We start from the raw sequence: 26,112 nt of genomic DNA on the forward strand, positions 1-26,112 counted from the left end.
GTGGGCACGAACACCGATTCGAAGGCAGGCACCGTCACCACCTACGGACACGGCACCGCCCGCGCCGTCCCCGATCTGATGCGGGTGACGATTTCCGTCGAATCGCGCGCGAGCAAGGTCGCGCTCGCCTACAGCCGGGCCGGTGAGCGCGTGGCCGCGGTCGCGCGATCGCTGCGCTCCGACGGGGTCGACGGCGCGGACATCGCCACCAGCGGACTGTCGGTACAGACCGAGACGGTGTGGACCGAGGGACAGGGCAACCGCATCACGGGATACCTCGCGAGCACATCGCTGACGGTCGCGTTGCGCGATATCGGCGAGCAGGCCGATCCCGGCCCGGGCACGATCATCGCCAACTGCGTCGAGGCGGGCGGTGACGACGTCCGCCTCGGCGGTCTGGCCCTCACCTTCGCCGACCAGGATGCCCTGCTCATCCGTGCCCGCGACGCCGCGTGGGACAACGCCCTCGCCAAGGGCGAGCAGTACGCCCGGCGGGCGCGGCGCTCGCTCGGCGACGTCGTGCAGATCACCGAGGACACCGCCGCCGCGCCTCCGGTTCCGCGCGCACAGGCGATGTCCGCTCCGATGGAGGCCTACCGTGCCGTCGCCATCCCGGTCGAGGTGGGCGAGAGCGAGATCTCCGCGGACGTCCGCGTCACTTGGCAGCTGGACTGACGGCGGCTTGCCGGTTCACGACCCGTGACCGAGACCCCGCACCAGCAGGGTGACCGTGTCCGCTCCGGCGTGCCGATCCTTCGAGATCTCCTCGTACTCCGGCGATTCGGCCCAGGCGCGGAAGGACGGCTCGTCCGGGAAGGAGATCAGCACCACCTTCTCGCGATCGGTGACGCCCTCGATGGTCTGCGGGGACTCGTCCGCGGCCAGCAGCGTCCCGGAGTAGCGGACGAAGACGTCTAGGAAGCGCGCCTGGTAGCGATCGTAGGCGGCGCGGTCGGTGAACTTCAGTTGCGCGATTGCGTACACGGTCATGGCGGTGACTCTAATTGGCGGTCCGGCGACCCGACCCGGATCCGGCGGTGCCGAGCGCGATTCACCGCTGCGCCGCGTCCGGCGTGCCTATATTGAGGTTGTCACCGCTCGGGAGGTCGCATGTCGTTCGTGCTCATCGACAAACCACGGCCCCATATCGCCCTGGTGACGCTCAATCGGCCCGAACGGATGAACGCGATGGCGTTCGACGTGATGATCCCGCTGCGCGAGACGCTGGAGGGTGTGCGCGCCGACAACGACGTGCGGGTCGTCGTGCTGACCGGGGCGGGACACGGTTTCTGCTCGGGAGCCGACCTGACCGGCGCGGGAAAGGTGCCGAACGTCGACGGGCTGACCGTCACCAGTGTCGCGCGCCGATCGATGGATCTGCTCAACGACGTGCTGATCACGCTGCGGCGGATGCACCAGCCGGTGATCGCGGCGGTCAACGGCGCGGCCATCGGCGGCGGGCTGTGCCTGGCCGTCGGCGCCGACATCCGGATCGCCGCCGAGGACGCGTACTTCCGCGCCGCGGGCATCAACAACGGCCTCTCCTCCGCCGAACTGGGCCTCAGCTATCTGCTGCCCCGCGCGGTCGGCGCGTCGAGGGCGTTCGAGATCATGTTGTCCGGCCGCGACGTCGACGCGACCGAAGCCGAGCGAATCGGCCTGGTATCCCGCACGGTTCCGGCGGCGAAACTGCTGGACACCTGCTATGACCTCGCCGAGCGCATCATCGGCTTCAGCCGGGTGGGCACCGAGCTCACCAAGCGCATGTTGTGGAGCGGCATGGAGGCGGGCGGATTCGAATCGCACATGCAGCACGAGGGCACGGCCCAGTTGTACGTCCGCCTCACCACCGGCAATTTCGACGAAGCGATCCGCGCCCGTAGGGACCGCAGGCCCCCGGTCTACGAGGACTGACCGCTCAACGCTCCAGCAGCGCGAGGCTTTCCACGTGGTGCGTCGCGGGGAAGGCGTCGAAGGCGCGCAGATCGGCGAGCCGGTAGCCCGCCGCCTGATACAGGCCGAGATCGCGGGCGAACGCAGCGGGATCGCAGCCTACGTGGATGATCCGTGTCGGCCCGCTGGCGGTGACCGCGCCGACCACCTCTTTGCCCGCCCCCGCGCGCGGCGGATCGAGCACGACGACGTCCGGGGCGGCCGCACCGACGTGCTCGAGCACCCAGCGCTCCACCCGCTGGGCCCGCAGTTCCACCCAGGGCAGGTCGCGCAACGCGGCGGCGCCGTCCGCGACGGCGGGCCGCGCGGATTCCACCGCGAGCACCACGCCGGTCCGCCCGGCCCGCTCGGCGAGCCGCGCGGCGAACACCCCGGCGCCGCTGTAGAGATCCCACGCCCTGCCGCCGGGACCGAGTTCCGACCATTCCGCGATCAGGTCCGAATACCGTTGCGCCGCACCGTGATGCGCTTGCCAGAAGCCCGTCGCCGCGACCTCCCACCGGCGCCCGGCCACGTACTCGACCGCGCGCCCGCTGCCCTCGAACACCCACTCGTCGCGTGCCGCGTGCGCCGCGGCGCGTCGTGCGGATGCCGCGCGCCGGTCGTCGCTGCGAGCGGACTCCGCGGCGGGCCACTGTGCGCCGCGCCGATCCCGGCCGTGCGGCCGATCGCGGCGACCACCTCCGCCGCCCGCACGCCGATCCCGGCTCCCCGGCTCCGATCGCCGCCCACTCCCGCCGGGACCGCGCCGACCGGGCTCGTGGCCGACCGGTTCGGACTCGGCAGCGGGCGCCAGCTCGACGACGTGCCGTATCCCATCGCCGTCCACCGCGATCACCAGATCGGCGCCGGGCGTCCACCGCCGGTCCGCGATCCCGTCCAAAGCCCCCGCGACCGGTTGCGGGCACCGCAGATCCGTGATCACGTCGGTGCTGCGATAGCGGTGCACGCCCGCACGTCCGTGGTCGTCGACCGCGAGGCGCACGCGGGTGCGCCACCCGCCGATCGCGTCCCCGGGCCCGATCGGCTCCACCACCACTTCCCGCTCGATCCCGGCCAGCCGCCGCAACTGTTCGGTCACCACCGTGGCCTTCAGCGCGCGCTGGGCCACCGGCGTGGCGAAGGAGAAATCGCAGCAGCCCGCGCCACCGGGGCCGGACACCGGACAGCTGGCCCGCACCCGATCCGGGGACGCCTCGAGCACCTCGACCGCGTCGGCACGGCAGAACGAGCCACCGCGATCCTCGGTGACCCGGACCCGCACCAGCTCGCCGGGCAGGCCGTGCCGGACGAACACCACACGTCCCTCGTGCCGTGCGACACAGAAGCCGCCGTGACCCGGCGGCCCGAGCCGCACCTCGAACGTGGCGGTCGGCCGATCGCTCATCCCGAATGCTCCATGGACGTCACATCCGATCCTCGTACCCGCGCCGCACCGCGCCCGGCGCGTTCACCACCCCCGGGGTCCGCGCCCGCGCGGACGAACTCAACTGCCACGGCACGCTGGTCACCATCACGCCCGGCACGAACAGCAGCCTGCCCTTCAACCGCAGCGCGCTCTGGTTGTGCAGCACCTGTTCCCACCAATGGCCCACCACGTACTCCGGGATGAACACGGTCACCACGTCACGCGGGGCGTCCTTGCGCACGCGCTTCACATAGTCCAGCACCGGCTTGGTGATCTCGCGATAGGGCGATTCGATCACCTTGAGCGGCACCGTGATGTCGCTGTTCTCCCACTCCCGCACCAGCGCCCTGGTGTCGGCCTCGTCGACGTTCACCGTCACCGCCTCCAGCGTGTCCGGGCGGCTGGCGCGGGCGTAGGCGAGGGCGCGGCGGGTCGGCAGATGCAGCCGGGAAACCAGCACGATGGAGTGCGAGCGGCTGGGCAGCACACCGTCCCACTCGTGCTCGTCCAGCTCGCGCGCGACCGAATCGTAATGCCTGCGAATCATCTTCATCACGACGAAGATCGCCACCATGGTGAAGATGGCGATGTAGGCGCCCGCGAAGAACTTGGTGATCAGCACGATGACCAGCACCGCTCCGGTCGCGCTGAGACCGACCGCGTTGATCACCCGCGAGCGCTTCATCCGCGCGCGCTGCGCCGGGTCGGTCTCGGTGCGCAGCAAGCGGGTCCAGTGCCGCAGCATGCCGGTCTGGCTGAGCACGAACGAGACGAACACGCCGACGATGTACAGCTGGATCAGCTTGGTCACCTCGGCGCCGAACAGCACCACGAACGCGATGGCCGCGCCGGAGAGGAACAGGATGCCGTTGCTGAACGCCAGCCGATCGCCCCTGGTGTGCAGCTGGCGCGGCAGGTAGCGGTCCTGCGCCAGGATCGAGCCGAGCACGGGGAACCCGTTGAACGCGGTGTTGGCGGCCAGCACCAGGATCAGCGCGGTCACCGTCGTGATGAAGAAGAAGCCGAGCGGGAAACCCTCGAACACGGTCTCGGCGAGCTGCGCGATCAGCGTCTTCTGGTGGTAGTCCGACGGTGCGCCGGTCAGGTCTTCGACGTTGTGCGCGTACACCACCCCGATCTTCTGGGCGAGGATGATGATGCCCATCAGCAACACGATCGCGATCGTGCCCAGCATCAGCAAAGTGGTGGCGGCATTGCGCGACTTGGGTTTGCGGAACGCGGGCACACCGTTGCTGATCGCCTCCACACCGGTCAGCGCGGCACACCCGGAAGAGAACGAGCGCGCGATGAGGAAGGCGAACGCCAGCCCGTAGAGGTGCTCGTGCTCGGCGATCAATCCGAAACCGGCCGATTCGGCCCGCAACTCCTCGCCGAGCACGAAGATCCGGAACAGGCCCCAGCTCAGCATGAGGAACATGCCGATGATGAACGCGTAGGTCGGAATCGCGAACGCCGTGCCGGACTCCCGCACACCGCGCAGATTCATCGCGGTCAACACAGCGATGGCGACGACGGCGAACAGCACTTTGTGTGTCGCGACGAACGGGATGGCCGAGCCGATGTTGGACGCGGCCGAGGAGATCGACACCGCGACGGTGAGCACGTAGTCGACCAGCAGCGCGCTGCCGACGGTCAGGCCCGCGTTCGGCCCCAGATTGGTGGTGGCCACCTCGTAGTCGCCGCCGCCGGACGGGTAGGCGTGCACGTTCTGCCGGTAGCTGGCCACCACGACAGCCATGACGAAGGCGACGGCCAATCCGACCCATGGGGCGTACAGGTAGGCCGTGACCCCGGCGGCCGAAAGAACGAGGAAGATCTCCTCGGGGGCGTAGGCGACCGATGACATGGCATCGGAAGCGAACACCGGGAGCGCGATTCGCTTCGGCAGCAGCGTGTGGCCGAGCGAGTCACTACGGAAAGGCCTGCCCAGCAGCACTCGCTTCGCTGCCGTCGTCAACTTGGACACTGGAGCGAGCATAGGCCCCCGCACGGTGGATCGCGCGCGTGGCTCGCAGGTTTGCTCGCCGGCTGGAGGGGGAACGTGGCCGGTGGAATCATTCGGCGGGTAGCGTTCGACCGAACAGCGAAGCAGACCGAACACCACGGTTCCAGGAACGAGGTTGCACGGTGTACGTAGTGATCATGGGGTGCGGGCGCGTGGGCTCGTCGCTGGCCCATGCCCTGGTCCGCGTAGGTCACGAAGTCACCGTGATCGACCGGGACTCCAGTGCCTTTCTACGCCTGGGATCCGACTTTCCCGGCGAGCAGGTGACCGGTGTCGGTTTCGATCGAGATGTGCTGATAAAGGCGGGGATCGAACGGGCGGACGCGTTCGCGGCGGTCTCCTCCGGCGACAACTCCAACATCATCTCCGCCCGGGTGGCGCGGGAGATGTTCGGGGTGGAGCGGGTTGTCGCCCGCATCTACGACGCCAAGCGCGCCGCGGTCTACGAGCGGCTCGGCATCCCGACCATCGCCACGGTCCCGTGGACCACCGACCGCTTCCTGCGCGCGCTCGTCGGCGACACCGGCACCACCACCTGGCGCGACCCCACCGGAACTGTCGCTGTGACCCAGTTGACGCTGCACGAAGAGTGGTACGGCCGCACCGTGCGCGATCTGGAGCAGACCGTCGCGGCACGGGTCGCGTTCATCATCCGGTTCGGCCAGGCAGTGCTCCCCGACAGCAAGACCATCATCCAGGCCGACGACATCGTCTATGTGGCCGCCGCATCCGGCGCCGTGGGCGAAACCGTCGCCCTGGCCGGGAAGCCCCCCGCGAGCGAGGACTGAACATGAAAGTGGCCATCGCCGGAGCAGGCGCCGTGGGCCGATCGATCGCCAGGGAACTCCTGCGCGGCGGGCATCGGGTCATGCTGCTCGAGCGTGAGCTCGAGCACATCGATGCGGCCGCGATCCCCGACGCGGTCTGGGTGCACGCCGACGCGTGCGAACTGGCCCTGCTGGAGCAGGCCGGTCTGGAGACCTACGAGGTGGTGATCGCGGCCACCGGCGACGACAAGGCGAACCTGGTGCACAGCCTGCTGGCCAAGACCGAGTTCGGGGTGCGCCGGGTGGTGGCGCGGGTCAACGATCCGCGCAACGAATGGCTCTTCGACGGTTCCTGGGGTGTCGACGTCGCGGTGTCCACACCCCGGCTGCTGGCCTCCCTGGTCGAGGAGGCGGTCTCCGTCGGAGATCTGGTGCGACTGATGACGCTGCGCCAGGGCCAGGCGAATCTGGTGGAGATGACGCTGCCCGCGGACACCGCGCTGGCCGGTAAACCGGTGCGCACGCTCACCCTGCCGCGCGACGCCGCACTGGTGACCATCCTGCGCGGCGGGCGCGTGATCGTGCCGCAGCCGGACGACGCGCTGGAAGGCGACGACGAGCTGCTGTTCGTGACTTCGGTGGAGGCCGAGGAGGACCTCCGGCTGGAACTCGCCAACCACGGCATCAGACCGTAACTCCCCGTGACACGGCCGGACGCGCGTTCTCGGCGAAGCGCTGCCGGAAACCCTACGCGGCCAGCTTCAGCTCCGCGCGCAGCTTGTTCAGTGCGCGGTGCTGCATCACCCGCACCACACCCGGGCTGGTGCCGATGGCCTCGGCGGTCTCCGCGGCCGACCAGCCGAGCACGATGCGCATCACCAGCACCTCACGGTGCGCCGGGGCCAGCACTTTCATGAGTTCCCTTGTGGCGGCGCGGCGTTCGGAGGCCAGCGCCCACTCCTCGGGACCGGCGGCCGAGGACGCGGAGTCCGGGACGTCGGCCACCGGGTAGGCGGGGTGCTGCTGCGAGCGGCGGAACGCGTCGGCGACCTTGTTGGCCGCGATGCCGTAGACGAAGGCCAGGAACGACTTGCCCTGGTCGCGGTAGCGCGGGATGGCGTTGACGGTGGCCAGCAGGATCTCCTGGACCACGTCGTCGGCGGTGACCTGCAGATGGGCCGTGTTGCCCAGGCGCGCGCCGCAGTAACGCCGCACCAGCGGATGAACGATCCGGATGATCTCCGAGACCGCCCGGCGATCGCCTCCGGCCGCCGGACCGATCAGCTTGTCCAGCTCGGCCGAGATCCGCCGGCTCTCCGAGAGCGCGGGGTTGTGGTTGACGGGCAGCGCCGCGGTGTTGTGCTCGGTAGCCACGTCCGAGTCCTTTCTTGCCGATCAGTGCGTGTTTTTCGGTACGCATAGATCGTCTGATGAACTCGGAGGACCAACCAGGCACCCCAGGGTGGGGAAGCACCCACCTCGGCGGTGGCGATCTCCCCACCCCTGTGGTTTTCGCCGGATGGCGGCGGAAGGTTAACGGCTCAGGCCCGGTTCGGTCGCGCGCACCGACTTGGCGGGCAGGTGACCGGCCCGGCGCACAGCCCAGATCGTGACGGCCAGCGCCACCGCGGTCAGCGGCCAGCCCATCGCGATGCGGGCGAAGGCGAGCCAGCCGGTGCGGTCGGTGTCGTAGAGCTGCGACTGCACCAGGTAGCGCGCCCCGAACACGAGGATCCAGGTGGTGGTGGCCAAGTCGTAGAGGCGCACCGAGCGCGGGTCGGACCGCCAGTCGGAGCCGTGGCCGTTCAGCACGCCCCAGATCACGCCGACCAGCGGCCTGCGGATCAGGATGGACGCGAGGAACACCGCGGCGTAGACGAGGCTGGTGTAGATGCCGAAGAGGAAGAACCCTTTGGCCTCGCCCATCCGGTAGGCGATGAAGGCGCAGATGCCGACGCCGAAGAAGCCCGAGATGGCGGGCTGGATGGGATCGCGCCGTACCAGGCGCCACAGGAGGATGGCGGCCGCCACCCCCAGGGCCGACCAGATCGCGGCGGCCAGCCCGGCGACACTGTTCACGGGAACGAACACGACAACGGGAAGCGTCGAGTAGATCAGGCCGCTGAAGCCGCCCAGTTGTTCGAGGAGGGTCTGCTCGGCACGTTCCTCGTCACGGTCGGGCGAGGGGAGCCCGGTGCGGTCGTCCGATCCTGCGTTGTCGTTGCTCGAAGGCATACGTCAGCTGTTCCCGCGCAATTCGTAGTAGGGGTTGAAGATCACTTTGCGGCCGTCGCGGTCGCCGACCCGGCCACGGACGAGGATGCGCCTGCCCGGCTCGATGCCGGGAATGCGCCTGCGTCCGATCCAGACCAGCGTAATCGCGTCGGTGCCGTCGAAGAACTCGGCCTGGACGCTGGCGCCCGCCGACTTGGGACACGCTTCGACGCTACGGAGCCTACCGAGCATGGTCGCCTCGTCACCGCGCCGACACTCCGACGCGCGGCATGCGCCCGATGCTTCGGACGTCTCGGCCAGCTCTTCGGCATCCAGCTGATCGATGTCTTCGGTCAGCCTGCGGCCCAGACGTCGAAAATACCCTGAGGCTGCGGATGACATTGTGCACGCTCTCCTGCATAGAGCAGATGGCATGGGTCGCACACCATCGTGAGGGATCCGATCCGCACGGCCTGCGGCGGCCGTACAACGCCACTGTAGATGGACCGGGGCACCCCCGCTACGCTCGGACCGATGTTCGACTCCCCACACCCCGCTCGTGTCGTGGCACTGCCCGGCACCGGGTCCGACGCCGATTTCGCCAGGCGCGCCTTCGGTCCCGCGAGCGCCGCACGCGGCCTGGATTTCGTCGCGGTGGAACCCGACCCGCGCCGGGTGGTTGCGAGCTGCCGCGCAGCGCTGGATGCGGCGGCGGATTCGGGCCCGGTGCTGGTGGCGGGCATTTCCCTGGGCGCGGCGATCGCACTGGAGTGGGCCGCCGAGCACCCCCGACGCGTCGTGGGGGTCGTGGCGGCACTGCCCGCCTGGACCGGGCCCGACACCGCGGCCTGCCCCGCCACGCTGAGCGCGGCGGCCACCGCGGCGCAGCTGCGCGTGGACGGTCTGGACACGGTGATCGACCGGATGCGGGCGAGCAGCCCGCGGTGGCTGGCTGACGCGCTGACCCAGTCCTGGCGGGCCCAGTGGCCGGAACTGCCGCGGGCGCTCGAGGAGGCCGCGGACTACAAGTGGCCCGATGCCGAGCTGCTGTCGGCATTCGAGCTGCCGCTCGCGGTGGTCACCGCGGTCGACGACCCGGTGCACCCGCGCGCGGTCGCCGAGGAATGGGCGGCGCTGGCCCCCCGCGCGCACCTGTACCGGATCACGCTGGACGAACTCGGCGCCGACCCCGCGATCCTGGGACACACGGGTATCGGCGCCTTCGCGTGAGATCTTCCGCTCAGTTCAGGCCGAGTTGCTGCATGGCCGACCCGTCCGCGCCCCGGCGCGGGCCCTGCGGCATGCGCGGCACCACCGGTTGCGCACCGGTCTGCGCCGCCACCTGCGCGGCCATCGCCTGCTGCTGAGCCTCCACCTGCTGCTGATGGGCTGCGGCGAGTTGCTCGGCCAACTCCTGCGGCAGCACCACCGGAAGCGGGTCCCGCACCGGCAGCGGGTCCTCGCCGCGCCGCACCACGGTCTCGCTCAGGATCGCCCGCGCCGCCTTGACCAGAGGGCTGCCGTCGTTCGCCGCGCCCGAGGGGCCCGCCGCGACCAGCCGCACCATCCAGCGATAGCCGTCCACGCCGATGAAACGCAGGTCCGCGCCTTCGGTCAGGGCCAGCAGTTCTCGGCCCCACGGCCCGTTCTCGACCGACACCCTGGCGCCGTCCTTGCGCAGCGAGTCGGCGAGATCCGCGGCGACCAGCCGCCACTGGCCGGAGGTCTTGGGCGCGGCGTAGGCCGCGACGGTGATCCGGCCGTGCTCCGTGGCCAGGTGCACCGCCTGCGGCTGGCCTTCCGGGGTCATCTCGACCTGCAGCTGACCGCCCGGCGGGACCGGCAACAACACCGACCCGAGATCCAGCCGCTGCTCGGACACCGAATCCAGCAGCTCGGCGACCTCGTCGTAGTCGTAGGGGCCGGGCCGTCCGTTGGGCCGGTCGACGTCCAGATCCACGCCCTCGTACGAGCGCTCGTCGGTGGGGGCGTCGTCGTAGAAATCGTCGTCGTACTCGCCCTCGTAGGCGGACTCGTAGTCGGCGTAGTCGCCCGCCTCGTCGTACCGGTCGTCCGCGGCCCGGCTCGAGTTCTTTCTCTTTCCGAACATTCCCGTCATGCCTCCTCGCCGGTAGCCCGGCCCACCCCGTTCGTCTGTGCGGTCAAACTCGAGTGACCGCCGCTGGAGCCATAGCCACCCGCTCCCCTCGTGGTCTCGTCGAGCGAGTCGACCTCCACGAAATCCACCAGCTCCACCCGCTGTACCAGCAGTTGCGCGATCCGATCACCGCGCCGCAACTCGATCGGCGTGCGCGGATCGTGGTTGATCAGGCACACCTTGATCTCGCCCCGGTACCCCGCGTCGACCGTGCCGGGGGTGTTCACCACCGACAGCCCGGCCTTGGCCGCCAGACCCGAGCGCGGATGGATCAGGCCGACGGTGCCGACCGGTAGCGCGACGGCGACGCCGGTGCCGACCAGCACCCGCTCCCCCGGCTCCAGGATGACGTCTTGCGTGGTGCACAGATCCACGCCCGCGTCACCCGCATGGGCGCGCGTGGGCAGAGGGATGCCGGGGTCGAGCCGCAGCAAGGGTATGGGTGAAAGTGCGCTCACGTTGGACGAGCCTACGCGTAGGCTGTTTGCCCTCGTGACTTAGTGTTGACTCGTGTCGGACCAGCCCAACCCCATGACCGCGGACGAGAAAGCGCAGCCTGCGCACCGATACCGGGAGCGCCTGTGGGTGCCGCTGTGGTGGTGGCCGGTGGCGTTCGCCGTCACCGGACTGCTCGCGGCGGAGATCCATATGGGCGCGCCGGGACTGCGTGCCTGGCTGCCCTATGTGCTGCTGTTCCCCGTGCCGGTCTGGGTGCTGCTGTGGCTGAGCCGCCACCGCGTCGAAGTGGCGCCGGACGCGAACGGCACACCGGAGTTGCGCGCCGATCGCGCGCATCTGCCGGTGAATTTCGTTGCTCGCGCGGCCGCCGTCGCCCCCACCGCGAAAAGCGCGGCGCTGGGTCGCCAGCTCGACCCCGCCGCCTATGTCCAGCATCGCCCCTGGATCGGGCCGATGGTCTTGCTCGTGCTCGACGACCCGGACGATCCGACGCCGTACTGGCTGGTCAGTACGCGGCGGCCCGAACGGGTCCTCGCCGCGCTCGGTCTACCGAGCGCGGGCTGACACTGTTGTTCGATCTCGTCGAGATCAGGCGGCGCAATCCATGCAGATCATCTGACCGCCCTTGTCACTGGCCAGCCTGCTCCGGTGATGGACCAGGAAACAGCTGGAACAGGTGAACTCGTCGGCCTGCTTCGGGATCACCCGAACCGTCAGCACTTCCTCGGACAGGTCGGCGCCGGGAAGCTCGAACGACTCCGCGGTATCGGATTCGTCGATATCCACGACGGCGGACTGTGCCTCGTTACGACGAGCCTTCAGCTCCTCCAGCGAATCCTCCGACACATCGTCGGATTCGGTGCGCCTCGGTGCGTCATAGTCGGTTGCCATGTCGTCTTCCCCTCGTCCTAACTCCGTATATCCCGGACCGGTCCGCTCACACCCGATTCCTGCCGGAATCGCCGCGACCGGTACCGCCCCGCCGGTGGTGCACGTCACACGTACACCGGTCGCCTATCAGGGCGGATCATGCCGATCCACTCCTGATAGCGCTGGGTAAACGCAGGACATGCCCTTCTTGTTCCCGCGACCGACCACTGATTTCCGCACCGGTGATTCGATCTGGGCCGCCAGACAATAGCGGACCCCGGAGCAAAAGTCGCAATCAAAACACAGCCGAGTCGAAAATGAGGGGCAATCGACACCGTCCGTGGAACGCACCGAGACCTTGCGACGCGACCGCTCCACATTTTCGTAGAGTGTGCTGGTGGTTTCACTGATCACCGAAGGCACCGCGACGGATTCGCAAGGGCAACCGTACGTGCGCCGCCGCCCCCAGCCCTGGCTCATCATGCTCGGCGTTCTCGCCCTGATCTGCGGGATCGTCTGGGTCAAAGCCCTTACGACGCACGACACCGACCACACCGCGATGGCGTGCAACTCACCGAGTCCGGCCTCGGATCCCGGTGCGCCGCAACCGACTCCGCTCGGCCAGCGGGTCGGCGCAGGCCGGCTGCAGGACGTGGAACCAGCACCGCTGGCGGCGAGCAAGGTGCGCGTGCTGAACGCGAACAACCAGCGCGGCCAGGCCGCGCACGTCGCCGCCCAGCTCGGCGACCTCGGATTCGCGAGCGCTCCCGGAACGCAATACGGCAACGATTCGGTATACGTCAACGGCGACCTGGAATGCACCGGGCAGGTCCGCTTCGGCGTCAACGGCCGTCCGGCCGCGGCCGCCGTACAGCTGGTCGCGCCGTGCGCCGAGCTGATCGAGGATCAGCGCGGCGACGACACCGTCGATCTCGTGCTCGGCTCGCTGTTCCGGGACATCCGCCCCAGCAACGACGCCGAGGAAGTGCTGCGTTCGCTCAAGAACCCGGCGCCGGGCAACTCCACCTCCATCGACATCAAGCTGCTCGACGCCGCACGGCAGGCCCGCTGCTGATCAGCGGTCCGGAATCGGCTCGGTAGCGCCGACCCGGGCCAGCAGCTCCCCCAGCTCGTCGGCGATGCCGGGCGCGGCGGCCACCACCAGGTCGCCGTCTGTGCCCGGCGCCGTCGCGGGCGGCAGCGTCAGGCGCGCACCCGCCTCGGCGGCGATCAGCGCGCCCGCGCCCCAGTCCCAGGCGTTCAAGCCGTGCTCGAAGTAGGCGTCCACGCGGCCTGCGGCGACATGACACAGATCCAGTGCCGCCGCACCGAAACGGCGGATGTCGCGCACGTGCGGCAGCACCTGCGCGATCAATTCCGCCTGCCTGCTCCTGCGGTGCCTGCCGTAGGCGAATCCGGTGGAGACCAGCGACATCGCCACCGACTCGACGGGCGTGCAACTCAAGTGCTCCACCGCGCCGTCGGCATCGACACGCAGCGCGCCGAGTCCGAGCCCGGCGCTGTAGGTGGCTGCCCGCGCGACGTCCACCACGGCGCCCGCGACCGGACGGCCGCCGCGCAGCGCGGCCACCGACACGGCGTAGCCGGGAATGCCGTAGAGGAAGTTGACGGTGCCGTCGATCGGATCAACCACCCAGTGGACGGTGTCCGCGCTCGCGTCATCGATGCTGCCGCCGCCCTCCTCGCCGACGATCGGGTCGCCGGGGCGTTGTTCGGCGAGCAGTCTTCGGATCAGCTCTTCGGTCTCGGTGTCCACGATGGTGACCGGATCGGTCTCGTGGCTCTTGGACCGCACGGCGCCTTCGGCGTGCACGCCCGCGGGCCCGAACACCTCGGGACGACGGGCACGGACATGGGCGGCGGCCGTCTCGGCGAGGTCGACCGCGACACGGCGCAGGTCGGCTTCGTCGCCACGCGCGACGATCGAGACGAACGAGTCGGGGGTGTAGTCGGACACTGACGATGAGGTTTCCGGCACGCCCACCATCGCATCACACATCCTCGCCGAACGCCCAGCCTCGTGGTCCCATTACTCTTGTCGTGCACGACACAGCGCCGTCGTCGGGCATCCCATTCGCACGCCCGCCATGGGCGTCCCGGGTCCCGTGCAGCGCTGTCATCACACCGGCCAGCACAGGGAAACGAGGGGTTAGTCATGTCCGCTCGGGGGCACGCATTCGGCATCGACATCGGCGGCAGCGGCGTCAAAGGCGCCACGGTCGATCTGGCCACCGGCGAGTTGGTCCACGAGCGGATCAAGATCGCGACGCCGCACCCGGCGACACCGTTCGCCGTGGCGGAGGCGGTCGCCGAACTGGTCGACAAGGCCAAGTGGACCGGGCCGGTCGGCCTCACCCTGCCCTCGGTGGTGATCGGCGGCGTGGCGCGCACCGCGGCGAACATCGACAAGTCCTGGATCGGCACCGACGCGCGGGCGCTGTTCTCCGCCGCGCTCGGCGGCCGTCCGGTCACCGTGCTCAACGACGCGGACGCCGCGGGCATGGCCGAGGACCACTTCGGCGCGGCGCGCAATTTCGCGGGCTTGGTCATGCTGCTGACCTTCGGCACCGGCATCGGCTCGGCGTTGCTCTACCACGGCACGCTGGTGCCCAACACCGAACTGGGACATCTGGAGATCCAGGGCATGGAGAGCGAGCACCGGGCGGCGGCCTCGATCAAGGAACGCGACGGCCTGAGCTACGAGCAGTGGGCAGCGCAGGTCAGCCTGGTGCTGACGGGGCTGGAGAACCTGTTCTTCCCGGTCGTCTTCGTCGCGGGCGGGGGCATCAGCAGAGAGGCCGAGCAGTGGATTCCCCTGCTCACCAACCGGACTCCGGTCATCCCGGCCCGCCTGCGCAACACCGCGGGCATCGTCGGCGCCGCCATGGCGATCGCGGGGGGCGTCGCACCGTGAGGCGCGCGGGAACCGCGAGGATGCCGTTCCCGGCATCGTGCCGTAGGTACCCTGGTTAGATCGTTACAATGGAACGTGCCCGGCTGAGCCGGAGAAACCCCGACCGGCCCTCCGCCGGTGCAACCCGACAGATCGCTCCGCCGGAAACCCACTCTGGCGTGACGCCGCACGAGACCGTCACGAAAGGGCGTACGTGGTAGCCACGAATACCCGTCAGACCGCCGAATCGGCCGATGCCGACTCCGCAGATGTAACCGCAGCACGGCCGGTCCGTAAGGCTGCCGCGAAGAAGGCTCCGGCGAAGAAGGCCGCCGCCAAGAAGGCGCCTGCCAAGAAGGCCGCGAAGGCGGCCAAGGCTCCCGCGAAGAAGGCCACCACCAAGAAGGCGGGCCCCGACGGCGAGCCGGGCGCCGACGAGGCCATCGAGGACGAGTCGCTCGATCTCGACGATCTCGGCGATCTGGAAGTCTCCGAGGAGGACCTCGCCGACGGCGACGAACTGGTCGACGTCGCCGAGGACACCGAAACCGAGGAAGCCGAGAGCGAGGAAGCCGACGAGCCGACGGCGGCCGACAAGGCCTCCGGCGATTTCGTCTGGGACGAAGAGGAGTCCGAGGCGCTGCGCCAGGCCCGCAAGGACGCCGAGCTCACCGCCTCGGCCGACTCGGTCCGCGCCTACCTCAAGCAGATCGGTAAGGTCGCGCTGCTCAACGCCGAGGAGGAGGTCGAACTCGCCAAGCGGATCGAGGCGGGCCTCTACGCCGCGGAGAAGGTGCGCGAATTCGCCGAGCAGGGCGAGAAGCTGCCGGTCGCCATGCGCCGCGACTTCAACTGGATCGTCCGCGACGGCAACCGGGCCAAGAACCACCTGCTCGAGGCCAACCTGCGCCTGGTCGTCTCGCTGGCCAAGCGCTACACCGGCCGCGGCATGGCGTTCCTGGACCTGATCCAGGAGGGCAACCTCGGTCTGATCCGCGCGGTGGAGAAGTTCGACTACACCAAGGGCTACAAGTTCTCCACGTACGCCACCTGGTGGATCCGGCAGGCCATCACCCGCGCCATGGCCGACCAGGCCCGCACCATCCGCATCCCGGTGCACATGGTGGAGGTCATCAACAAGCTCGGCCGCATCCAGCGCGAGCTGCTCCAGGATCTCGGCCGCGAGCCGACGCCGGAGGAGCTGGCCAAGGAAATGGACATCACGCCGGAGAAGGTGCTGGAGATCCAGCAGTACGCGCGTGAGCCCATCTCGCTGGACCAGACCATCGGCGACGAGGGCGACAGCCAGCTCGGCGATTTCATCGAGGACTCCGAGGCCGTGGTCGCGGTGGACGCGGTGAGCTTCACGCTGCTGCAGGATCAGCTGCAGTCGGTGCTGGAGACGCTGTCGGAGCGGGAGGCGGGCGTGGTCCGGCTGCGCTTCGGCCTCACCGACGGCCAGCCGCGGACCCTCGACGAGATCGGCCAGGTCTACGGGGTCACCCGCGAACGCATCCGCCAGATCGAGTCCAAGACCATGAGCAAGCTGCGCCACCCCAGCCGCTCGCAGGTCCTGCGCGACTACCTCGACTAGGTCGCATCGCCTCGACGCCCGCATTCGTCGTCCGCTCGATTCCTCCAGCGGCCGGTGAATGCGGGCGTCGCGCTTTCCGCGCCAGGCCGCAGACGCGACGGATGAAACGGCGCCACGACGGGGGCACTTCGCCGCGCTCGGCTTCCGCCCGGCAGACTTGCGGGGTGGTTGCCTCGACCTCGACTTCGAGCTGGCTGCGGTCACCGTGGACGCAGACCGTCGACCTGCGCGCCGAGTGGCGCGACGTGCAAGCCTGGCTGCGCCGTCCCGGGCTGCCGCGGCGGCTCCTGCCCGCGATCCGCGCGCACCTGGGAGCCGCCCCCGCCAGCACCGCCTACGCGTTCACGCTGTTCGTCACCTGGTGGACGCTGCGCGGGGTCGGTGACTCGGTGGAGCGCAGATTGATCTTCTCGGCGTCGACCAACCTCTACAACATGCGGCACAACCCGGTTCAGGTGCTGGTCGCCTCGGCGTTCTGGACCGACGGCGGCTTCCCCTGGACAACCATCGCCGGTTTCCTGATCGTCATGGCATATGCCGAGCGCTGGCTGGGCACCGCGCGCTGGATCCTGCTGTTCGCGACCGGGCACATCGGGGCGACGCTGCTGACCGTCACCGGCATCTCACACGCCATCGACCGTGGCCTCATCCCGCTGCGGGTGGCCGTCGCCGCGGATGTCGGTACCAGCTACGGCTTTTCGGCCGTGCTGGCGGCGCTGGCATTCCGGTTCCGCGGCAGGGTGCGGCTGGTGTGGGCCGGTGCGCTGCTTCTGACGCTCGGCGTGGCGCTGTGGATCGAACCGACATTCACCGACTACGGCCATCTCTGCGCCGCCGTGATCGGGCTGGCGGTCGGGGCGATCGCGAGCCTGTTCTGGCATCGGTTGGAGCGGACCGCGGGTCGCAGAGCCCGCACGGCGCAGGACTGATCAGTAGACCTGGGGCTCGCGGCGGCCGCGGTTGGGCAGCAAACCGACCATCGGCTCGACCACTCGCGCCGCGATCGGGCCCAGCACCGCCATCAGCAGGACGTAGGTCGAGGCGAGCGCCGTGAGCTGACCGTCCATCGCGCCCGCGCTCACGGCCAATCCCGCGATGACGATGGAGAATTCGCCCCGCGCGACGAGCGCCGCGCCCGCTCTGGCCCGGCCCATCCGCCGGATGCCCTCGCGCGCGGCGGCCCACCACCCGGTCGCCACCTTGGTAACGACCGTGACCGCCGCCAGCGCGATCGCCCAGCCCAGCACCGGCGGGATCGCTCGCAGGTCGGTGTTCAACCCGAAGGCCACGAAGAAGATGGCCGCGAACAGGTCGCGCAGCGGTTCGAGCATCTTCGCCGCCGCGTGCGCGGTCGAGCCGGAGATCGCGATGCCGAGCAGGAACGCTCCGACCGCCGCCGACACGCTCAGCGCCGAGGAGACGCCCGCGACCAGCAACGCCGCGCCGAGCAGCGTGAGCAGGAAGACCTCACGGTCGGCGCTGTCCACGACCGCCGAGACGTACCGCCCGTAACGCAGCGCCACCACGAGCACCAGCGTGATGGTGATCAGTGCCACCGCCAGGGCGCGCAGCCCGCTGAGCCAGCTGAGCCCCGCCAGCACCGTGGTGAGGATCGGCAGGTAGACCGCCATCGCCAGGTCCTCGAATACCAGGATGGACAGGACCACCGGCGTCTCCCGGTTACCCAGGCGTCCGAGGTCGTCGAGGACCTTCGCCACGATGCCCGAGGAGGAGATGTAGGTGACGCCTGCCATCGTGATCGCGCCGTCGACACCCCAGCCCAGCATCAGCGCGACCACCGCCCCCGGTGACGCGTTGACCACGATGTCCACCACACCGGCCGCCCAGGAACGACGCAGGCCGGTCACCAGCTCCGCCGCCGTGTACTCCAAGCCGAGCAGCAAGAGCAGCAGCACCACCCCGATCTCGCCCGCGATATGGCCGAAGTCGTGAGCGGCCCGGAGTTCGATGAGACCACCTTGGCCGAAGGCGACACCGCCGAGCAGGTACAGCGGAATGGGCGACATACCGACACGGCCTGCGACACGCCCCAGCATGCCGAGAACGAAGAGAACCGCTCCGAGCTCGATCAGGGCGAGCGCGGTGTCCGTCACGGCTCAGCCGTGCGTCAATATCTTCGCGGCGGCATCCAAGCCCTCCGGAGTGCCGACGACCACGAGCAGGTCGCTCGCGGTGAAGGTGAAATCGGGTCCGGGCGAGGGATGCAACTGCCCGGCCCGCATGACCGCCACGATGGAGGCCTTCGTGCGGGTACGCATCTCGGTCTCACCGAGGGTGCGTCCGTCGTAGGGGGAATCGTCCCCGATCGGGAGCTGGCGCGTGGTGATCCCGGGCAGGTCGCGGTGGTCGTCGTTGAGCTTGGCGACCAGCTGCGGCGCACCGAGCAAGTTGGCCAGGACCGCGGCCTCATCGGTGGTCAGCGGGATCTGCGCGGCACAGGCGTCGGGATCATCGAGTTTGGAGACGATCAGGTCGATATCACCATCGCGGTGGGCGACCACGCCGATTCGGCGACCGGATCGCACTTCGAAGTCCTTCCGGACACCGATCCCGGGTAGTGCGGTGACGTCGACGTTCACGCCCTCCAGATTAGCCGGATCACCGCGTCCGCGAACGGATCGGTCATCACTTCGGCCGATGGCGCGTCGCGGTCGCTGTGCTGTGATGGAGGCGTGTGGCGGTGGGCGGATGTGCCGGAGCGGGCACGGGATGCGCTGGGCGCCGTGATCGCGTTCGCCGGCGGCGCGGCGCTGTACCTCGCAGGCTTGTCCACCATGACCGAGCGGGGCGAGCAGGCGTCGTTGTGGGTGCGGTGCGGTGTGCTGGCCCTACTGTGCCTGGCGACCTTCTGCCGGCGCCGGATGCCGGTCGCGGCCATGCTTGCCGGGCTCTTGCCGCTGGCCGTGGACATCTGGCTGGGCGCCACGGTGCCGGTGTGGATCGTCTACGCCGACTTGATCTACGCGGCCGTGCTGTACGCCGGGCGCCGGGCGTCGCGGATCACGGCGCTGTCCTGGTCGACGCTCTCCGTCGTCGTGGTGGTGCTGACCCTCGCCTTGACCGGCGACCTGCGCGCGGTCGCGCTGGCGCTGGTGGCGGTGTTCAGCTTCGTCGCGACGCCGATCTGGTGGGCGAACTCGGTGCGCACGCACAAGGAGGTCGCGCACGCCGAGCGCACCCGCGCCGAGGCGCTGACCTTGGTCGCCGAACTCGACCGGCGCGCGGCCATCGCCGACGAGCGCACCACGATGGCGCGCGACCTGCACGACGTGATCGCCGGGCACCTGTCGGCCATCGCACTGCACTCGGAGGCGGCGCTCGGCGTGCTGGCCCGCCGCGACGCCGACCCGGCGGTGGCCGGCATCATGCGCTCCATCCGCGCCAACAGCGTCAGCGCACTGGAGGAGATGCGCACCATGATCGGATTGCTGCACAGCGACGACGGCGCGGCGGAAGTAGCCGCGCCGCGCACCCTCGCGCAGTTGCCGATCCTGGTGGACGCCGCACGCGCGGCGGGGATCTCGGTACGGGTGCGCGAATCACTGGACGGCGCCGCGCTGCCCAGCGCTGTCGACCAGGCCGCTTATCGCATCGTCCAGGAGGCTTTGACCAACGCCATGAAACACGCCCCGGGACAGGAGGTCTCCATCGACGTGCGCGCAGAGCAGGAGAGGCTGACCATATCCGTCCGCAACAGGACAACGCCCGCGCGGCCCCACCGGGCCGTGGACCGAGCGGGGCGTCGCGGTCTGGTGAACATGCGCGAGCGGGCCGCGGCACTGGGCGGAAGCTTGCGCGCCGGAACAGATTCCGGCCACTGGGAAGTTCTGGCCACCCTGCCGCTCGGCTGTGTGGGCGCCGCATGACGATTCGGGTGGTGATCGCCGACGACCACGCCGCGATCCGCGCCGGCCTGCGGATGATCCTGGACGTCGAGGACGATATCGAGGTGGTCGGCGAGGCCGCCGACGGCGATGTCGCGGTGGCACAGGCCAAAGCGCTGCGGCCGCAGGTGGTGCTGATGGACGTGCGCATGCCGGGGGTGGACGGGATCACCGCGACCGAGCGGATCACCGCGGGCGGCGTGGCGAAGGTGCTGATCCTCACCACGTTCGACCTGGACGAGTACGTCTTTCGCACGCTGCGCGCGGGCGCCTCCGGGTTCGTGCTGAAATCCACGTCGGGCCGGGCGCTGGTCGAGGCGGTGCGCGCGGTCGCGGCCGGGGACGGCGTGCTGGCTCCGGAGGTGACGCGAGCGGTGATCTCGGCGTTCGCCGCGTCGAATCAGATTGCCGCGCAAGCGGCTCCCGCCGGATTCGGCGAGCTCACCGAGCGGGAACGCGAAGTGCTCGATTGCCTCGGCGACGGCCTGTCCAACGCGCAGATCGCGGGTCGGCTGTTCATCGGCGAGACGACCGTCAAAACACACGTGTCCCGGGTGCTGACGAAACTCGGTGTGCGGTCGCGGGTTCAGGCCGCCATCGTGGCGCGTGAGATCCGCGACCGATAGTCACGCCTGGAGCGGGGTGAATGTCCCGTCCGCCGCGGGCAGGTACTCTACGACCCCCGTGACCGCCCCCACCGGCAGGGGGCCGTACAGGTGCGGGAAGAGCATCGACTCCGGATCGGTCGGGACGCCCGGCTCCCACTTGATCGGCGACCCGACGCGGCGGGAGTCGATCCGCAGCAACACCAGATCACGCCGTCCCCCGAACAAGCGATTCGCGGGCAGGTGCACCTGTTGCGGCGACGAGAGATGGATGAACCCTGCCTCGGCGAGGGAGGGCGCTCGGTACTCCCCCGTTTGCCGCGCGGATAACCATTCATCCAAAGTGCATAGGTGAACAAGCGTGTGAGTGTCATAGGTCACGGGTAATCTCCCGGTAGACAACTGGATCGGCCGATCGAGAGTGTGACGCAGTGCACATCTACGACAGGACCAGCGGCGTTCGCCCGTAGCGAAATCCCTGGTCGTGTTATCGAAAACACACTGCTTCATCCGCGGGAACAAAGTCCCCCGTCCCGAACGTCTGACAGAGTAGTCATACCCCTGCTGGGAAGTAGCGGTAGCGAGCTCGTGGTGAGTGACCACGGGCCCCACACCAGGTGAACGGTCGTCGGGACCGGGAGCCAGGACGGAGGAGTCATGCCAGGAACCCTGACAAGCACCCCACTGACCGCGGTCGATCGTTGCGACCGCTGCGGGGCGGCGGCCCGTGTGCGCGCCGTACTGCCCGCAGGTGGAGAGTTGCTCTTCTGCCAGCACCACGCGAACGAACACATGGATCGGCTGCGTGAGCTGGACGCCGTGATCGACACGGAGTCCGCTCCCGCGCTCTGACCTGCTCCTCGCGTCCTGACACAACAGCATCGAACAACAGAACACCGTTTCCACCGGCAGCGGGCGACCCACAGGTCGCCCGCTGTCGCTGTGTCCGGCGGCGCTCAGTCCGCGCCGAGGATGCCGTCCAGCAGCCTGGCCAGGCCGTATTCGAACGCGCCGTCCGGGTCGGCCGGCGCCTGGTACAGCTCACCCACCGCCGCCCCGACACGTGCGGCGAGCGGGAACCGGCTCGGCGGCATGACCTCGCTCAGCAGCGGACCGTGCACTTCCCACCACTGCGCGTCGCTCATTCGCGCGGTCTCGCGGGCCGCGGCCACCGCCATACGCGCGTTTCCGGTGGCGAACTCCGACAGCACGGCGATCGCCCGGTCCATCGCCACGTCCGGCAAGCCGAGCCCGTCGATCGCGGCGAGCTGCCGCTCGTAGCGACGCATCCGTCCCGGCCCGAGCACGAGCCGCCACGGCGACACCTCGAGCAGCCAGGGGTGCGCGAGGAGTTCCGCGCGCACCTGGCGGGCCACCGCGGCGAGGCGCTCACGCGGCGGCAGATCGGCGGGAACCGGCGCGTCCTCCTCGGCCACCGCGTCGACCATGAGCACCGTCAGTGCGTCTTTGCTCGGTACGTACGTGTAGAGACTCATCGGCCGCAGCCCCAGTTCGGCGGCGACCGTGCGGATGGAGACCTTGTCATAGCCCTGCCGGTCGGCGAGCGCGACCGCCGCGGCGACCACCGCGTCCACGCTGACCGCCTGCTTCGGACCGCGCCCTGCCGGGCGCGACGGTAGTTCGTGCCGCCACAGCAAGCTCATCAGCCGCCTGGCCTCGTCGGATGTGACGTCTTCGCTCACTGGCTCCTCGGAACCGATCCGGTACGGTGTCCGTTGTCAGATTACTCCGTACACCATACGTTGATTCAAGGGGTGCGCTCTGCCCAGCACACACGCCACTTATCTACCGGATCGGCACATGTTCGCGCTCTGGACCTGGCTCGGACACGCCACCGGTCCGGCTCCGACCGGTCCAGGTGACCGCGAGACCCTCGCGCTGGCCGTCCCCATCGGCGTGGACGGAGCCCTCGAGGTCATCGACGTCGATGCCGCCTTGGTGGATCCCGAGACGTTCGCGGACTCGAGCCTGGAGCACCCGGGTGAGTCGGTCCTGGCCTGGCAACAGGTGGTGCGTTCCGCGCTCGCCGACCCCGCCGGTGAGCCGTCCGGCCCGGACGCCGATGCCCTGCCCATCGCCGCGCACGCCGTGCCGGACGCGTCCCGCACGGCAATCGTCTCCCCGCGACGAGCATTGGCCGTCCTGCGCGACACCGAGGCGGTCACGGCGGATCTGCGAGCCACCCTGAAAGCCCGGCTGCGCCCCTACCAGGCCCGCGGGGTCGGCTGGCTGCGCGAAACGGTGGCCGCGCACGGCGGCGCGGTGCTCGCCGACGAGATGGGGCTGGGCAAGACCGTGCAGACCATCGGCTTCCTGCTCGACAGGGCCGAGGCCGGTCCGCAGTTGGTGGTATGCCCGACTTCGCTGGTCGGCAACTGGGCGCACGAGATCGGCCGGTTCGCGCCCGGGCTGCGCGTGGTCGTGTGGCGAGGCGGCGCCGTCGATCCCGACGCCGCGACGATCGTGGTCGCCGGTTACCCGACGTTGCGGTTACATGGGCAGCTGCTGGCGCAGCGGAGGTGGGCGACGGCCGTCTTCGACGAGGCGCAGGCGCTGAAGAATCCCCGCACCCAGGTCGCGAAGGCGGCGCGCGCGATCGACGCGGCCGCCACGGTCGCACTCACCGGCACGCCGGTGGAGAACCATCTCGATGAGTTGTGGGCCCTGCTGCACCTGGTGGCACCCCGATTGTTCGGGCACCGGACGCAGTTCCGGCGGCGCTTCGTGCGGCCCATCCACGAGGGTTCGGCCGCCGCCGCGGCACGGTTGCGCGGCACCATCGAACCGGTGGTGCTGGCCCGCACGAAACGTCAGGTCGCCGCCGCCCTGCCCGCGAAGATCCACAGCGACCTGCTCTGCGACCTCACCGCCGAACAGGAACAGCTGTACGACCAACTGCTCGACAAGGCCGTGGACGACGGATTCGGCGCGGGCATCGAGCGCCACGGCCGCGTGCTCGCGGCGCTGACCGCCCTGAAGCAGGTGTGCAACCATCCCGGCCTGATCACCGGCGAACTCGACGAGCTCGCCGGCCGGTCCGGGAAGCTCGACCTGTGCACCGATATCGTCGCCGCCAATCTCGAAACCGGCAGTCCGACGCTGATTTTCACGCAGTACCGGCAGACCGGTGACCTGCTGGTACGGCATCTCGCCGAGCAGTTCGGCGTGGATGCGCCGTTCTTCCACGGCGGCCTTTCGCAGGCCGAGCGCGCCGAGATCGTCACCCGGTTCCAGGCCGAGGACGGGCCACCGGTGCTGGTGCTCAGCCTGCGCGCGGCGGGCACCGGGCTCACGCTGACCCGCGCCGCCGACGTCGTCCACTTCGATCGCTGGTGGAACCCGGCGGTGGAGGCGCAGGCCTCCGACCGGGTGCACCGGATCGGCCAGACCCGTACGGTCACCGTCACCACGCTGACCTCCACCACCACCGTGGAGGAGCACATCGCGGGCATGCACGACCGCAAGGCGGCGCTGCGCGACCTCGGCGACGCTGCGGGTATCGCGGCGCTGGCCGCACTGGACGACGCCCAGCTGATCGAGGTACTGCGCCGCAAGAGGGAGAACTGATGGCGGACAACGAGTTCGGCTACACCGCATGGGGCATGGACTGGGTCCGGCTGGCCGAGCCGCTGCGCCAGACCCGGCCGGACCCATTGCTGCCCCGCGCGCGCAGCATCGCGCGCAACAACGGTGTGCGGGCCACCGTCGAAGGACAGGTCGTGCGGGCCACCATCCACCGGGGCGGTCAGGCGTCGGTGACGCAGGTGGAGGTGGCCCCCATGTCCCGGACCGCCGTTACCGCGATCGCCGGATTCGTGCCGGACCCGCCCGTACCGACCGACGAGGTGCACCGCGCGATCAGCGCGGCCGGGGTTTCCCTCGCACCCGTCCTCGCGGGTACCGACTGCTCGTGCACCGCGCGCAAGACACGATGCGTGCACCTTCTGGCCGTCTTCTACGAGATGGCACGGCGAGTCGACGAGGATCCGCGACTGGGCTTGGCGATCCTCGGTTATTTCGCCGCCGCGCCGCACGACTCGGACGAGTCCGCACCGGCGACGCGGTGGACGCCGATCAGTGCGCTGGATCCTCGGCGATTCTTCACCACGACGCCGCGCTGAACTGCCGAACCACCTCGGAGTATCCGGGCCACCGATCGCACCCCCGCCGTCTGGCCCCGGAAGCGGAGAATTACTGCGCCGGAGGCGATCTCGATGGTTCGCGTCGTGGACGGGTGGCGTACGTGGACCCCGCCGCATCGTTGCCGCTGCTCTGCCACGGGCATGCCGCTCGCGCGGGTCGCGAGCCGATCGGTCCCGCGACGCCGAGCACGTACGTCGCGGCGTTCCAGCGAGCGGTCGTGGTCCCGCAGCGGCGGCATTTCGCCGAGATGATCAGGCGTTGGTCCCGCTGTCAACGGTGAGGAACGCACCGGTCACGCTGCGACCGGACGGCCCGGCCAGGAAGGCCACCGTCGCCGCCACATCGTCGGCGGCGCCGAAGCGCCCGAGCGCGGTCAGGTCGCGCTGCCTGCCCGCATGCGCTCCGTCGCCCGGATTCATGTCGGTGTCGGTGGAGCCGGGCTGGACGAGGTTCACCGTGATCGCGCGCGGGCCCAGTTCGCGCGCCAGCGCCTTGGTGAATCCGTTGAGGGCGGACTTGCTGAGGTTGTAGAGCGTCACCCCGTCGAACGGCGCGTGATCGGTCAGGTTGGTCCCGATGCTGATGATCCGCCCGCCGTCGGTCATGTGCGCGACCGCGGCCTGCGCGCCGACGAACGCGGCGCGCGCGTGCACACCGAGCGCGTTGTCGATCTCCGCGACGGTGAACTCCTCGAACGGCTTCGCCGGGAAGATCCCCGCGTTGTTGACCAGGATGTCCAGCCCGCCGAGTTCGGACGCCGCGCGGTCCACCGCCGTGCGCACGGCGGTGGCGTCGGCGCTGTCGGCCTGGATGGCGACGGCTCGCCGCCCGAGCGCCTCGACCTCGCCGACCACCGTCTTCGCCTGCCCCTCGGCGTGCTGGTAGGTCAGCGCCATGTCCGCGCCCGCCTCGGCGAGGCGGCGCACGATCGCCGCCCCTATCCCGCGGCTACCCCCGGTGACCAGTGCGACCTTGCCCGTCAGCTCCGGCATCGGTACTCCTTCTATTTTTGTGTCGATCAATACATAAATAGCCAAGCGCATCCGCCGCCGCGGTGTCAAGGGGTATATTTAAC

At 69.7% G+C, this 26,112-nt stretch carries 30 protein-coding genes; 15 read left to right on the forward strand and 15 right to left on the reverse strand.

The window, feature by feature from the left end; all coding sequences use genetic code 11:
- Window positions 1–675, forward strand: coding sequence for an SIMPL domain-containing protein (locus ACFV2O_RS08165; protein WP_379251143.1), 675 nt, complete (start codon window positions 1–3; stop codon window positions 673–675).
- A 15-nt stretch (window positions 676–690) separates the two neighbouring features.
- On the opposite strand, the gene ACFV2O_RS08170 is transcribed toward ACFV2O_RS08165, so the two are convergent.
- Window positions 691–990: a DUF1330 domain-containing protein gene (locus ACFV2O_RS08170; RefSeq protein ID WP_379251145.1), complete on the reverse strand. Its 300-nt coding sequence runs from the start codon at window positions 988–990 to the stop codon at window positions 691–693.
- Between the two features lie 120 nt (window positions 991–1,110).
- Between ACFV2O_RS08170 and ACFV2O_RS08175 the strand changes: the two genes are divergently transcribed.
- Entirely contained in the window at window positions 1,111–1,914 is an 804-nt protein-coding gene (locus tag ACFV2O_RS08175) for an enoyl-CoA hydratase (protein ID WP_379251147.1), read from the forward strand.
- Between the two features lie 4 nt (window positions 1,915–1,918).
- Here the strand turns inward: ACFV2O_RS08175 and ACFV2O_RS08180 are convergent, their stop codons facing one another.
- On the reverse strand, window positions 1,919–3,340 hold the full coding sequence (locus ACFV2O_RS08180) for a class I SAM-dependent RNA methyltransferase (RefSeq protein WP_379251148.1): 1,422 nt from the start codon (window positions 3,338–3,340) through the stop codon (window positions 1,919–1,921).
- A 19-nt stretch (window positions 3,341–3,359) separates the two neighbouring features.
- Window positions 3,360–5,348 (reverse strand): APC family permease, encoded by a 1,989-nt coding sequence (locus ACFV2O_RS08185; protein WP_364425980.1) that lies wholly within the window; start codon window positions 5,346–5,348, stop codon window positions 3,360–3,362.
- A gap of 161 nt (window positions 5,349–5,509) precedes the next feature.
- Here ACFV2O_RS08185 and ACFV2O_RS08190 point away from each other — a divergent pair, with 161 nt between their 5' ends.
- Entirely contained in the window at window positions 5,510–6,175 is a 666-nt protein-coding gene (locus ACFV2O_RS08190; protein WP_355070384.1) for a TrkA family potassium uptake protein, read from the forward strand.
- A gap of 2 nt (window positions 6,176–6,177) precedes the next feature.
- The gene (locus tag ACFV2O_RS08195; RefSeq protein WP_379251151.1) at window positions 6,178–6,849 is read left to right on the forward strand and encodes a potassium channel family protein; all 672 of its coding nucleotides are present in this window, start codon (window positions 6,178–6,180) and stop codon (window positions 6,847–6,849) included.
- Window positions 6,850–6,901: 52 nt separating this feature from the next.
- On the opposite strand, the gene ACFV2O_RS08200 is transcribed toward ACFV2O_RS08195, so the two are convergent.
- The 3 genes from ACFV2O_RS08200 to ACFV2O_RS08210 all read right to left on the reverse strand — a co-directional run bounded on the left by ACFV2O_RS08200 (window position 6,902) and on the right by ACFV2O_RS08210 (window position 8,770).
- Window positions 6,902–7,528 carry a sigma-70 family RNA polymerase sigma factor gene (locus tag ACFV2O_RS08200; protein WP_355070380.1) on the reverse strand — a complete coding sequence of 209 codons (627 nt, stop codon included), beginning with the start codon at window positions 7,526–7,528 and terminating at the stop codon, window positions 6,902–6,904.
- Window positions 7,529–7,687: 159 nt separating this feature from the next.
- The gene (locus ACFV2O_RS08205; protein ID WP_379251153.1) at window positions 7,688–8,389 is read right to left on the reverse strand and encodes a DUF3159 domain-containing protein; all 702 of its coding nucleotides are present in this window, start codon (window positions 8,387–8,389) and stop codon (window positions 7,688–7,690) included.
- 3 nt (window positions 8,390–8,392) lie between these two features.
- A complete protein-coding gene (locus ACFV2O_RS08210; protein WP_067808861.1) occupies window positions 8,393–8,770 on the reverse strand; it encodes an OB-fold nucleic acid binding domain-containing protein in 378 nt (125 codons plus the stop codon).
- Window positions 8,771–8,902: 132 nt separating this feature from the next.
- Here ACFV2O_RS08210 and ACFV2O_RS08215 point away from each other — a divergent pair, with 132 nt between their 5' ends.
- The gene (locus tag ACFV2O_RS08215) at window positions 8,903–9,598 is read left to right on the forward strand and encodes an alpha/beta hydrolase (RefSeq protein WP_355070376.1); all 696 of its coding nucleotides are present in this window, start codon (window positions 8,903–8,905) and stop codon (window positions 9,596–9,598) included.
- 10 nt (window positions 9,599–9,608) lie between these two features.
- Here the strand turns inward: ACFV2O_RS08215 and ACFV2O_RS08220 are convergent, their stop codons facing one another.
- On the reverse strand, window positions 9,609–10,478 hold the full coding sequence (locus ACFV2O_RS08220) for a DUF3710 domain-containing protein (protein WP_364425988.1): 870 nt from the start codon (window positions 10,476–10,478) through the stop codon (window positions 9,609–9,611).
- A gap of 5 nt (window positions 10,479–10,483) precedes the next feature.
- Entirely contained in the window at window positions 10,484–10,984 is a 501-nt protein-coding gene (gene dut / locus ACFV2O_RS08225; protein ID WP_379251156.1) for a dUTP diphosphatase, read from the reverse strand.
- 73 nt (window positions 10,985–11,057) lie between these two features.
- Between dut and ACFV2O_RS08230 the strand changes: the two genes are divergently transcribed.
- Entirely contained in the window at window positions 11,058–11,549 is a 492-nt protein-coding gene (locus tag ACFV2O_RS08230; RefSeq protein ID WP_355071029.1) for a DUF3093 domain-containing protein, read from the forward strand.
- A 24-nt stretch (window positions 11,550–11,573) separates the two neighbouring features.
- On the opposite strand, the gene ACFV2O_RS08235 is transcribed toward ACFV2O_RS08230, so the two are convergent.
- Window positions 11,574–11,876 (reverse strand): DUF4193 domain-containing protein, encoded by a 303-nt coding sequence (locus ACFV2O_RS08235; RefSeq protein WP_014351871.1) that lies wholly within the window; start codon window positions 11,874–11,876, stop codon window positions 11,574–11,576.
- 376 nt (window positions 11,877–12,252) lie between these two features.
- Between ACFV2O_RS08235 and cei the strand changes: the two genes are divergently transcribed.
- Window positions 12,253–12,930, forward strand: a complete 678-nt coding sequence (gene cei / locus ACFV2O_RS08240; RefSeq protein ID WP_356961577.1) for an envelope integrity protein Cei — start codon at window positions 12,253–12,255, stop codon at window positions 12,928–12,930.
- Here cei and ACFV2O_RS08245 read toward each other — a convergent pair whose 3' ends face one another.
- Window positions 12,931–13,875, reverse strand: coding sequence for an inositol monophosphatase family protein (locus ACFV2O_RS08245; RefSeq protein ID WP_379251159.1), 945 nt, complete (start codon window positions 13,873–13,875; stop codon window positions 12,931–12,933). It lies immediately after the preceding gene.
- A gap of 156 nt (window positions 13,876–14,031) precedes the next feature.
- Between ACFV2O_RS08245 and ppgK the strand changes: the two genes are divergently transcribed.
- The 3 genes from ppgK to ACFV2O_RS08260 all read left to right on the forward strand — a co-directional run bounded on the left by ppgK (window position 14,032) and on the right by ACFV2O_RS08260 (window position 17,292).
- Window positions 14,032–14,790 carry a polyphosphate--glucose phosphotransferase gene (gene ppgK / locus ACFV2O_RS08250; RefSeq protein ID WP_355070367.1) on the forward strand — a complete coding sequence of 253 codons (759 nt, stop codon included), beginning with the start codon at window positions 14,032–14,034 and terminating at the stop codon, window positions 14,788–14,790.
- A gap of 193 nt (window positions 14,791–14,983) precedes the next feature.
- The gene (locus ACFV2O_RS08255) at window positions 14,984–16,363 is read left to right on the forward strand and encodes an RNA polymerase sigma factor (protein WP_379251162.1); all 1,380 of its coding nucleotides are present in this window, start codon (window positions 14,984–14,986) and stop codon (window positions 16,361–16,363) included.
- Between the two features lie 164 nt (window positions 16,364–16,527).
- Window positions 16,528–17,292 carry a rhomboid-like protein gene (locus ACFV2O_RS08260; RefSeq protein WP_355070365.1) on the forward strand — a complete coding sequence of 255 codons (765 nt, stop codon included), beginning with the start codon at window positions 16,528–16,530 and terminating at the stop codon, window positions 17,290–17,292.
- Here the strand turns inward: ACFV2O_RS08260 and ACFV2O_RS08265 are convergent, their stop codons facing one another.
- Both ACFV2O_RS08265 and ACFV2O_RS08270 read right to left on the reverse strand, forming a co-directional pair.
- Window positions 17,293–18,477 (reverse strand): cation:proton antiporter, encoded by a 1,185-nt coding sequence (locus ACFV2O_RS08265; protein ID WP_379251164.1) that lies wholly within the window; start codon window positions 18,475–18,477, stop codon window positions 17,293–17,295.
- A 3-nt stretch (window positions 18,478–18,480) separates the two neighbouring features.
- A complete protein-coding gene (locus tag ACFV2O_RS08270) occupies window positions 18,481–18,963 on the reverse strand; it encodes a cation:proton antiporter regulatory subunit (protein ID WP_355070361.1) in 483 nt (160 codons plus the stop codon).
- Between the two features lie 111 nt (window positions 18,964–19,074).
- Between ACFV2O_RS08270 and ACFV2O_RS08275 the strand changes: the two genes are divergently transcribed.
- Together ACFV2O_RS08275 and ACFV2O_RS08280 are read left to right on the forward strand one after the other, a co-directional pair.
- Window positions 19,075–20,250, forward strand: coding sequence for a sensor histidine kinase (locus tag ACFV2O_RS08275; protein WP_379251166.1), 1,176 nt, complete (start codon window positions 19,075–19,077; stop codon window positions 20,248–20,250).
- Window positions 20,247–20,894, forward strand: coding sequence for a response regulator (locus tag ACFV2O_RS08280; RefSeq protein WP_379251168.1), 648 nt, complete (start codon window positions 20,247–20,249; stop codon window positions 20,892–20,894). The genes ACFV2O_RS08275 and ACFV2O_RS08280 overlap by 4 nt, the downstream gene beginning before the upstream one ends.
- Here ACFV2O_RS08280 and ACFV2O_RS08285 read toward each other — a convergent pair whose 3' ends face one another.
- Window positions 20,895–21,254 carry a DUF952 domain-containing protein gene (locus ACFV2O_RS08285; RefSeq protein WP_379251170.1) on the reverse strand — a complete coding sequence of 120 codons (360 nt, stop codon included), beginning with the start codon at window positions 21,252–21,254 and terminating at the stop codon, window positions 20,895–20,897.
- Between the two features lie 276 nt (window positions 21,255–21,530).
- Between ACFV2O_RS08285 and ACFV2O_RS08290 the strand changes: the two genes are divergently transcribed.
- Complete coding sequence (locus tag ACFV2O_RS08290) at window positions 21,531–21,725, forward strand: hypothetical protein (RefSeq protein ID WP_036538000.1); 195 nt, start codon at window positions 21,531–21,533, stop codon at window positions 21,723–21,725.
- Between the two features lie 104 nt (window positions 21,726–21,829).
- On the opposite strand, the gene ACFV2O_RS08295 is transcribed toward ACFV2O_RS08290, so the two are convergent.
- Window positions 21,830–22,537: a TetR/AcrR family transcriptional regulator C-terminal domain-containing protein gene (locus tag ACFV2O_RS08295; RefSeq protein WP_364426097.1), complete on the reverse strand. Its 708-nt coding sequence runs from the start codon at window positions 22,535–22,537 to the stop codon at window positions 21,830–21,832.
- Between the two features lie 157 nt (window positions 22,538–22,694).
- Here ACFV2O_RS08295 and ACFV2O_RS08300 point away from each other — a divergent pair, with 157 nt between their 5' ends.
- Window positions 22,695–24,461, forward strand: a complete 1,767-nt coding sequence (locus ACFV2O_RS08300) for a DEAD/DEAH box helicase (protein ID WP_379251172.1) — start codon at window positions 22,695–22,697, stop codon at window positions 24,459–24,461.
- Window positions 24,461–25,015, forward strand: coding sequence for a hypothetical protein (locus ACFV2O_RS08305; RefSeq protein WP_379251174.1), 555 nt, complete (start codon window positions 24,461–24,463; stop codon window positions 25,013–25,015). Before ACFV2O_RS08300 ends, ACFV2O_RS08305 begins: the two co-directional genes overlap by 1 nt.
- A 273-nt stretch (window positions 25,016–25,288) precedes the next feature.
- Here the strand turns inward: ACFV2O_RS08305 and ACFV2O_RS08310 are convergent, their stop codons facing one another.
- Complete coding sequence (locus tag ACFV2O_RS08310; protein WP_379251175.1) at window positions 25,289–26,029, reverse strand: SDR family NAD(P)-dependent oxidoreductase; 741 nt, start codon at window positions 26,027–26,029, stop codon at window positions 25,289–25,291.
- Window positions 26,030–26,112: the final 83 nt, after the last annotated feature.

Source organism: Nocardia sp. NPDC059691, assembly GCF_042733915.1.
Classification (GTDB): domain Bacteria; phylum Actinomycetota; class Actinomycetes; order Mycobacteriales; family Mycobacteriaceae; genus Nocardia; species Nocardia sichangensis.

Coding starts and splice junctions, on each gene's coding strand:
- ACFV2O_RS08210 (WP_067808861.1), bottom strand. CDS start 8,770: ATGTCATCCGCAGCCTCAGGGTATTTTCGACGTCTGGGCCGCAGGCTG.
- ACFV2O_RS08290 (WP_036538000.1), top strand. CDS start 21,531: ATGCCAGGAACCCTGACAAGCACCCCACTGACCGCGGTCGATCGTTGC.
- ACFV2O_RS08220 (WP_364425988.1), bottom strand. CDS start 10,478: ATGTTCGGAAAGAGAAAGAACTCGAGCCGGGCCGCGGACGACCGGTAC.
- ACFV2O_RS08280 (WP_379251168.1), top strand. CDS start 20,247: ATGACGATTCGGGTGGTGATCGCCGACGACCACGCCGCGATCCGCGCC.
- ACFV2O_RS08195 (WP_379251151.1), top strand. CDS start 6,178: ATGAAAGTGGCCATCGCCGGAGCAGGCGCCGTGGGCCGATCGATCGCC.
- ACFV2O_RS08300 (WP_379251172.1), top strand. CDS start 22,695: ATGTTCGCGCTCTGGACCTGGCTCGGACACGCCACCGGTCCGGCTCCG.
- ppgK (WP_355070367.1), top strand. CDS start 14,032: ATGTCCGCTCGGGGGCACGCATTCGGCATCGACATCGGCGGCAGCGGC.
- ACFV2O_RS08180 (WP_379251148.1), bottom strand. CDS start 3,340: ATGAGCGATCGGCCGACCGCCACGTTCGAGGTGCGGCTCGGGCCGCCG.
- ACFV2O_RS08175 (WP_379251147.1), top strand. CDS start 1,111: ATGTCGTTCGTGCTCATCGACAAACCACGGCCCCATATCGCCCTGGTG.
- ACFV2O_RS08310 (WP_379251175.1), bottom strand. CDS start 26,029: ATGCCGGAGCTGACGGGCAAGGTCGCACTGGTCACCGGGGGTAGCCGC.
- ACFV2O_RS08205 (WP_379251153.1), bottom strand. CDS start 8,389: ATGCCTTCGAGCAACGACAACGCAGGATCGGACGACCGCACCGGGCTC.
- ACFV2O_RS08245 (WP_379251159.1), bottom strand. CDS start 13,875: ATGTGTGATGCGATGGTGGGCGTGCCGGAAACCTCATCGTCAGTGTCC.
- ACFV2O_RS08215 (WP_355070376.1), top strand. CDS start 8,903: ATGTTCGACTCCCCACACCCCGCTCGTGTCGTGGCACTGCCCGGCACC.
- ACFV2O_RS08295 (WP_364426097.1), bottom strand. CDS start 22,537: ATGAGCTTGCTGTGGCGGCACGAACTACCGTCGCGCCCGGCAGGGCGC.
- ACFV2O_RS08230 (WP_355071029.1), top strand. CDS start 11,058: ATGACCGCGGACGAGAAAGCGCAGCCTGCGCACCGATACCGGGAGCGC.
- ACFV2O_RS08170 (WP_379251145.1), bottom strand. CDS start 990: ATGACCGTGTACGCAATCGCGCAACTGAAGTTCACCGACCGCGCCGCC.
- ACFV2O_RS08235 (WP_014351871.1), bottom strand. CDS start 11,876: ATGGCAACCGACTATGACGCACCGAGGCGCACCGAATCCGACGATGTG.
- ACFV2O_RS08305 (WP_379251174.1), top strand. CDS start 24,461: ATGGCGGACAACGAGTTCGGCTACACCGCATGGGGCATGGACTGGGTC.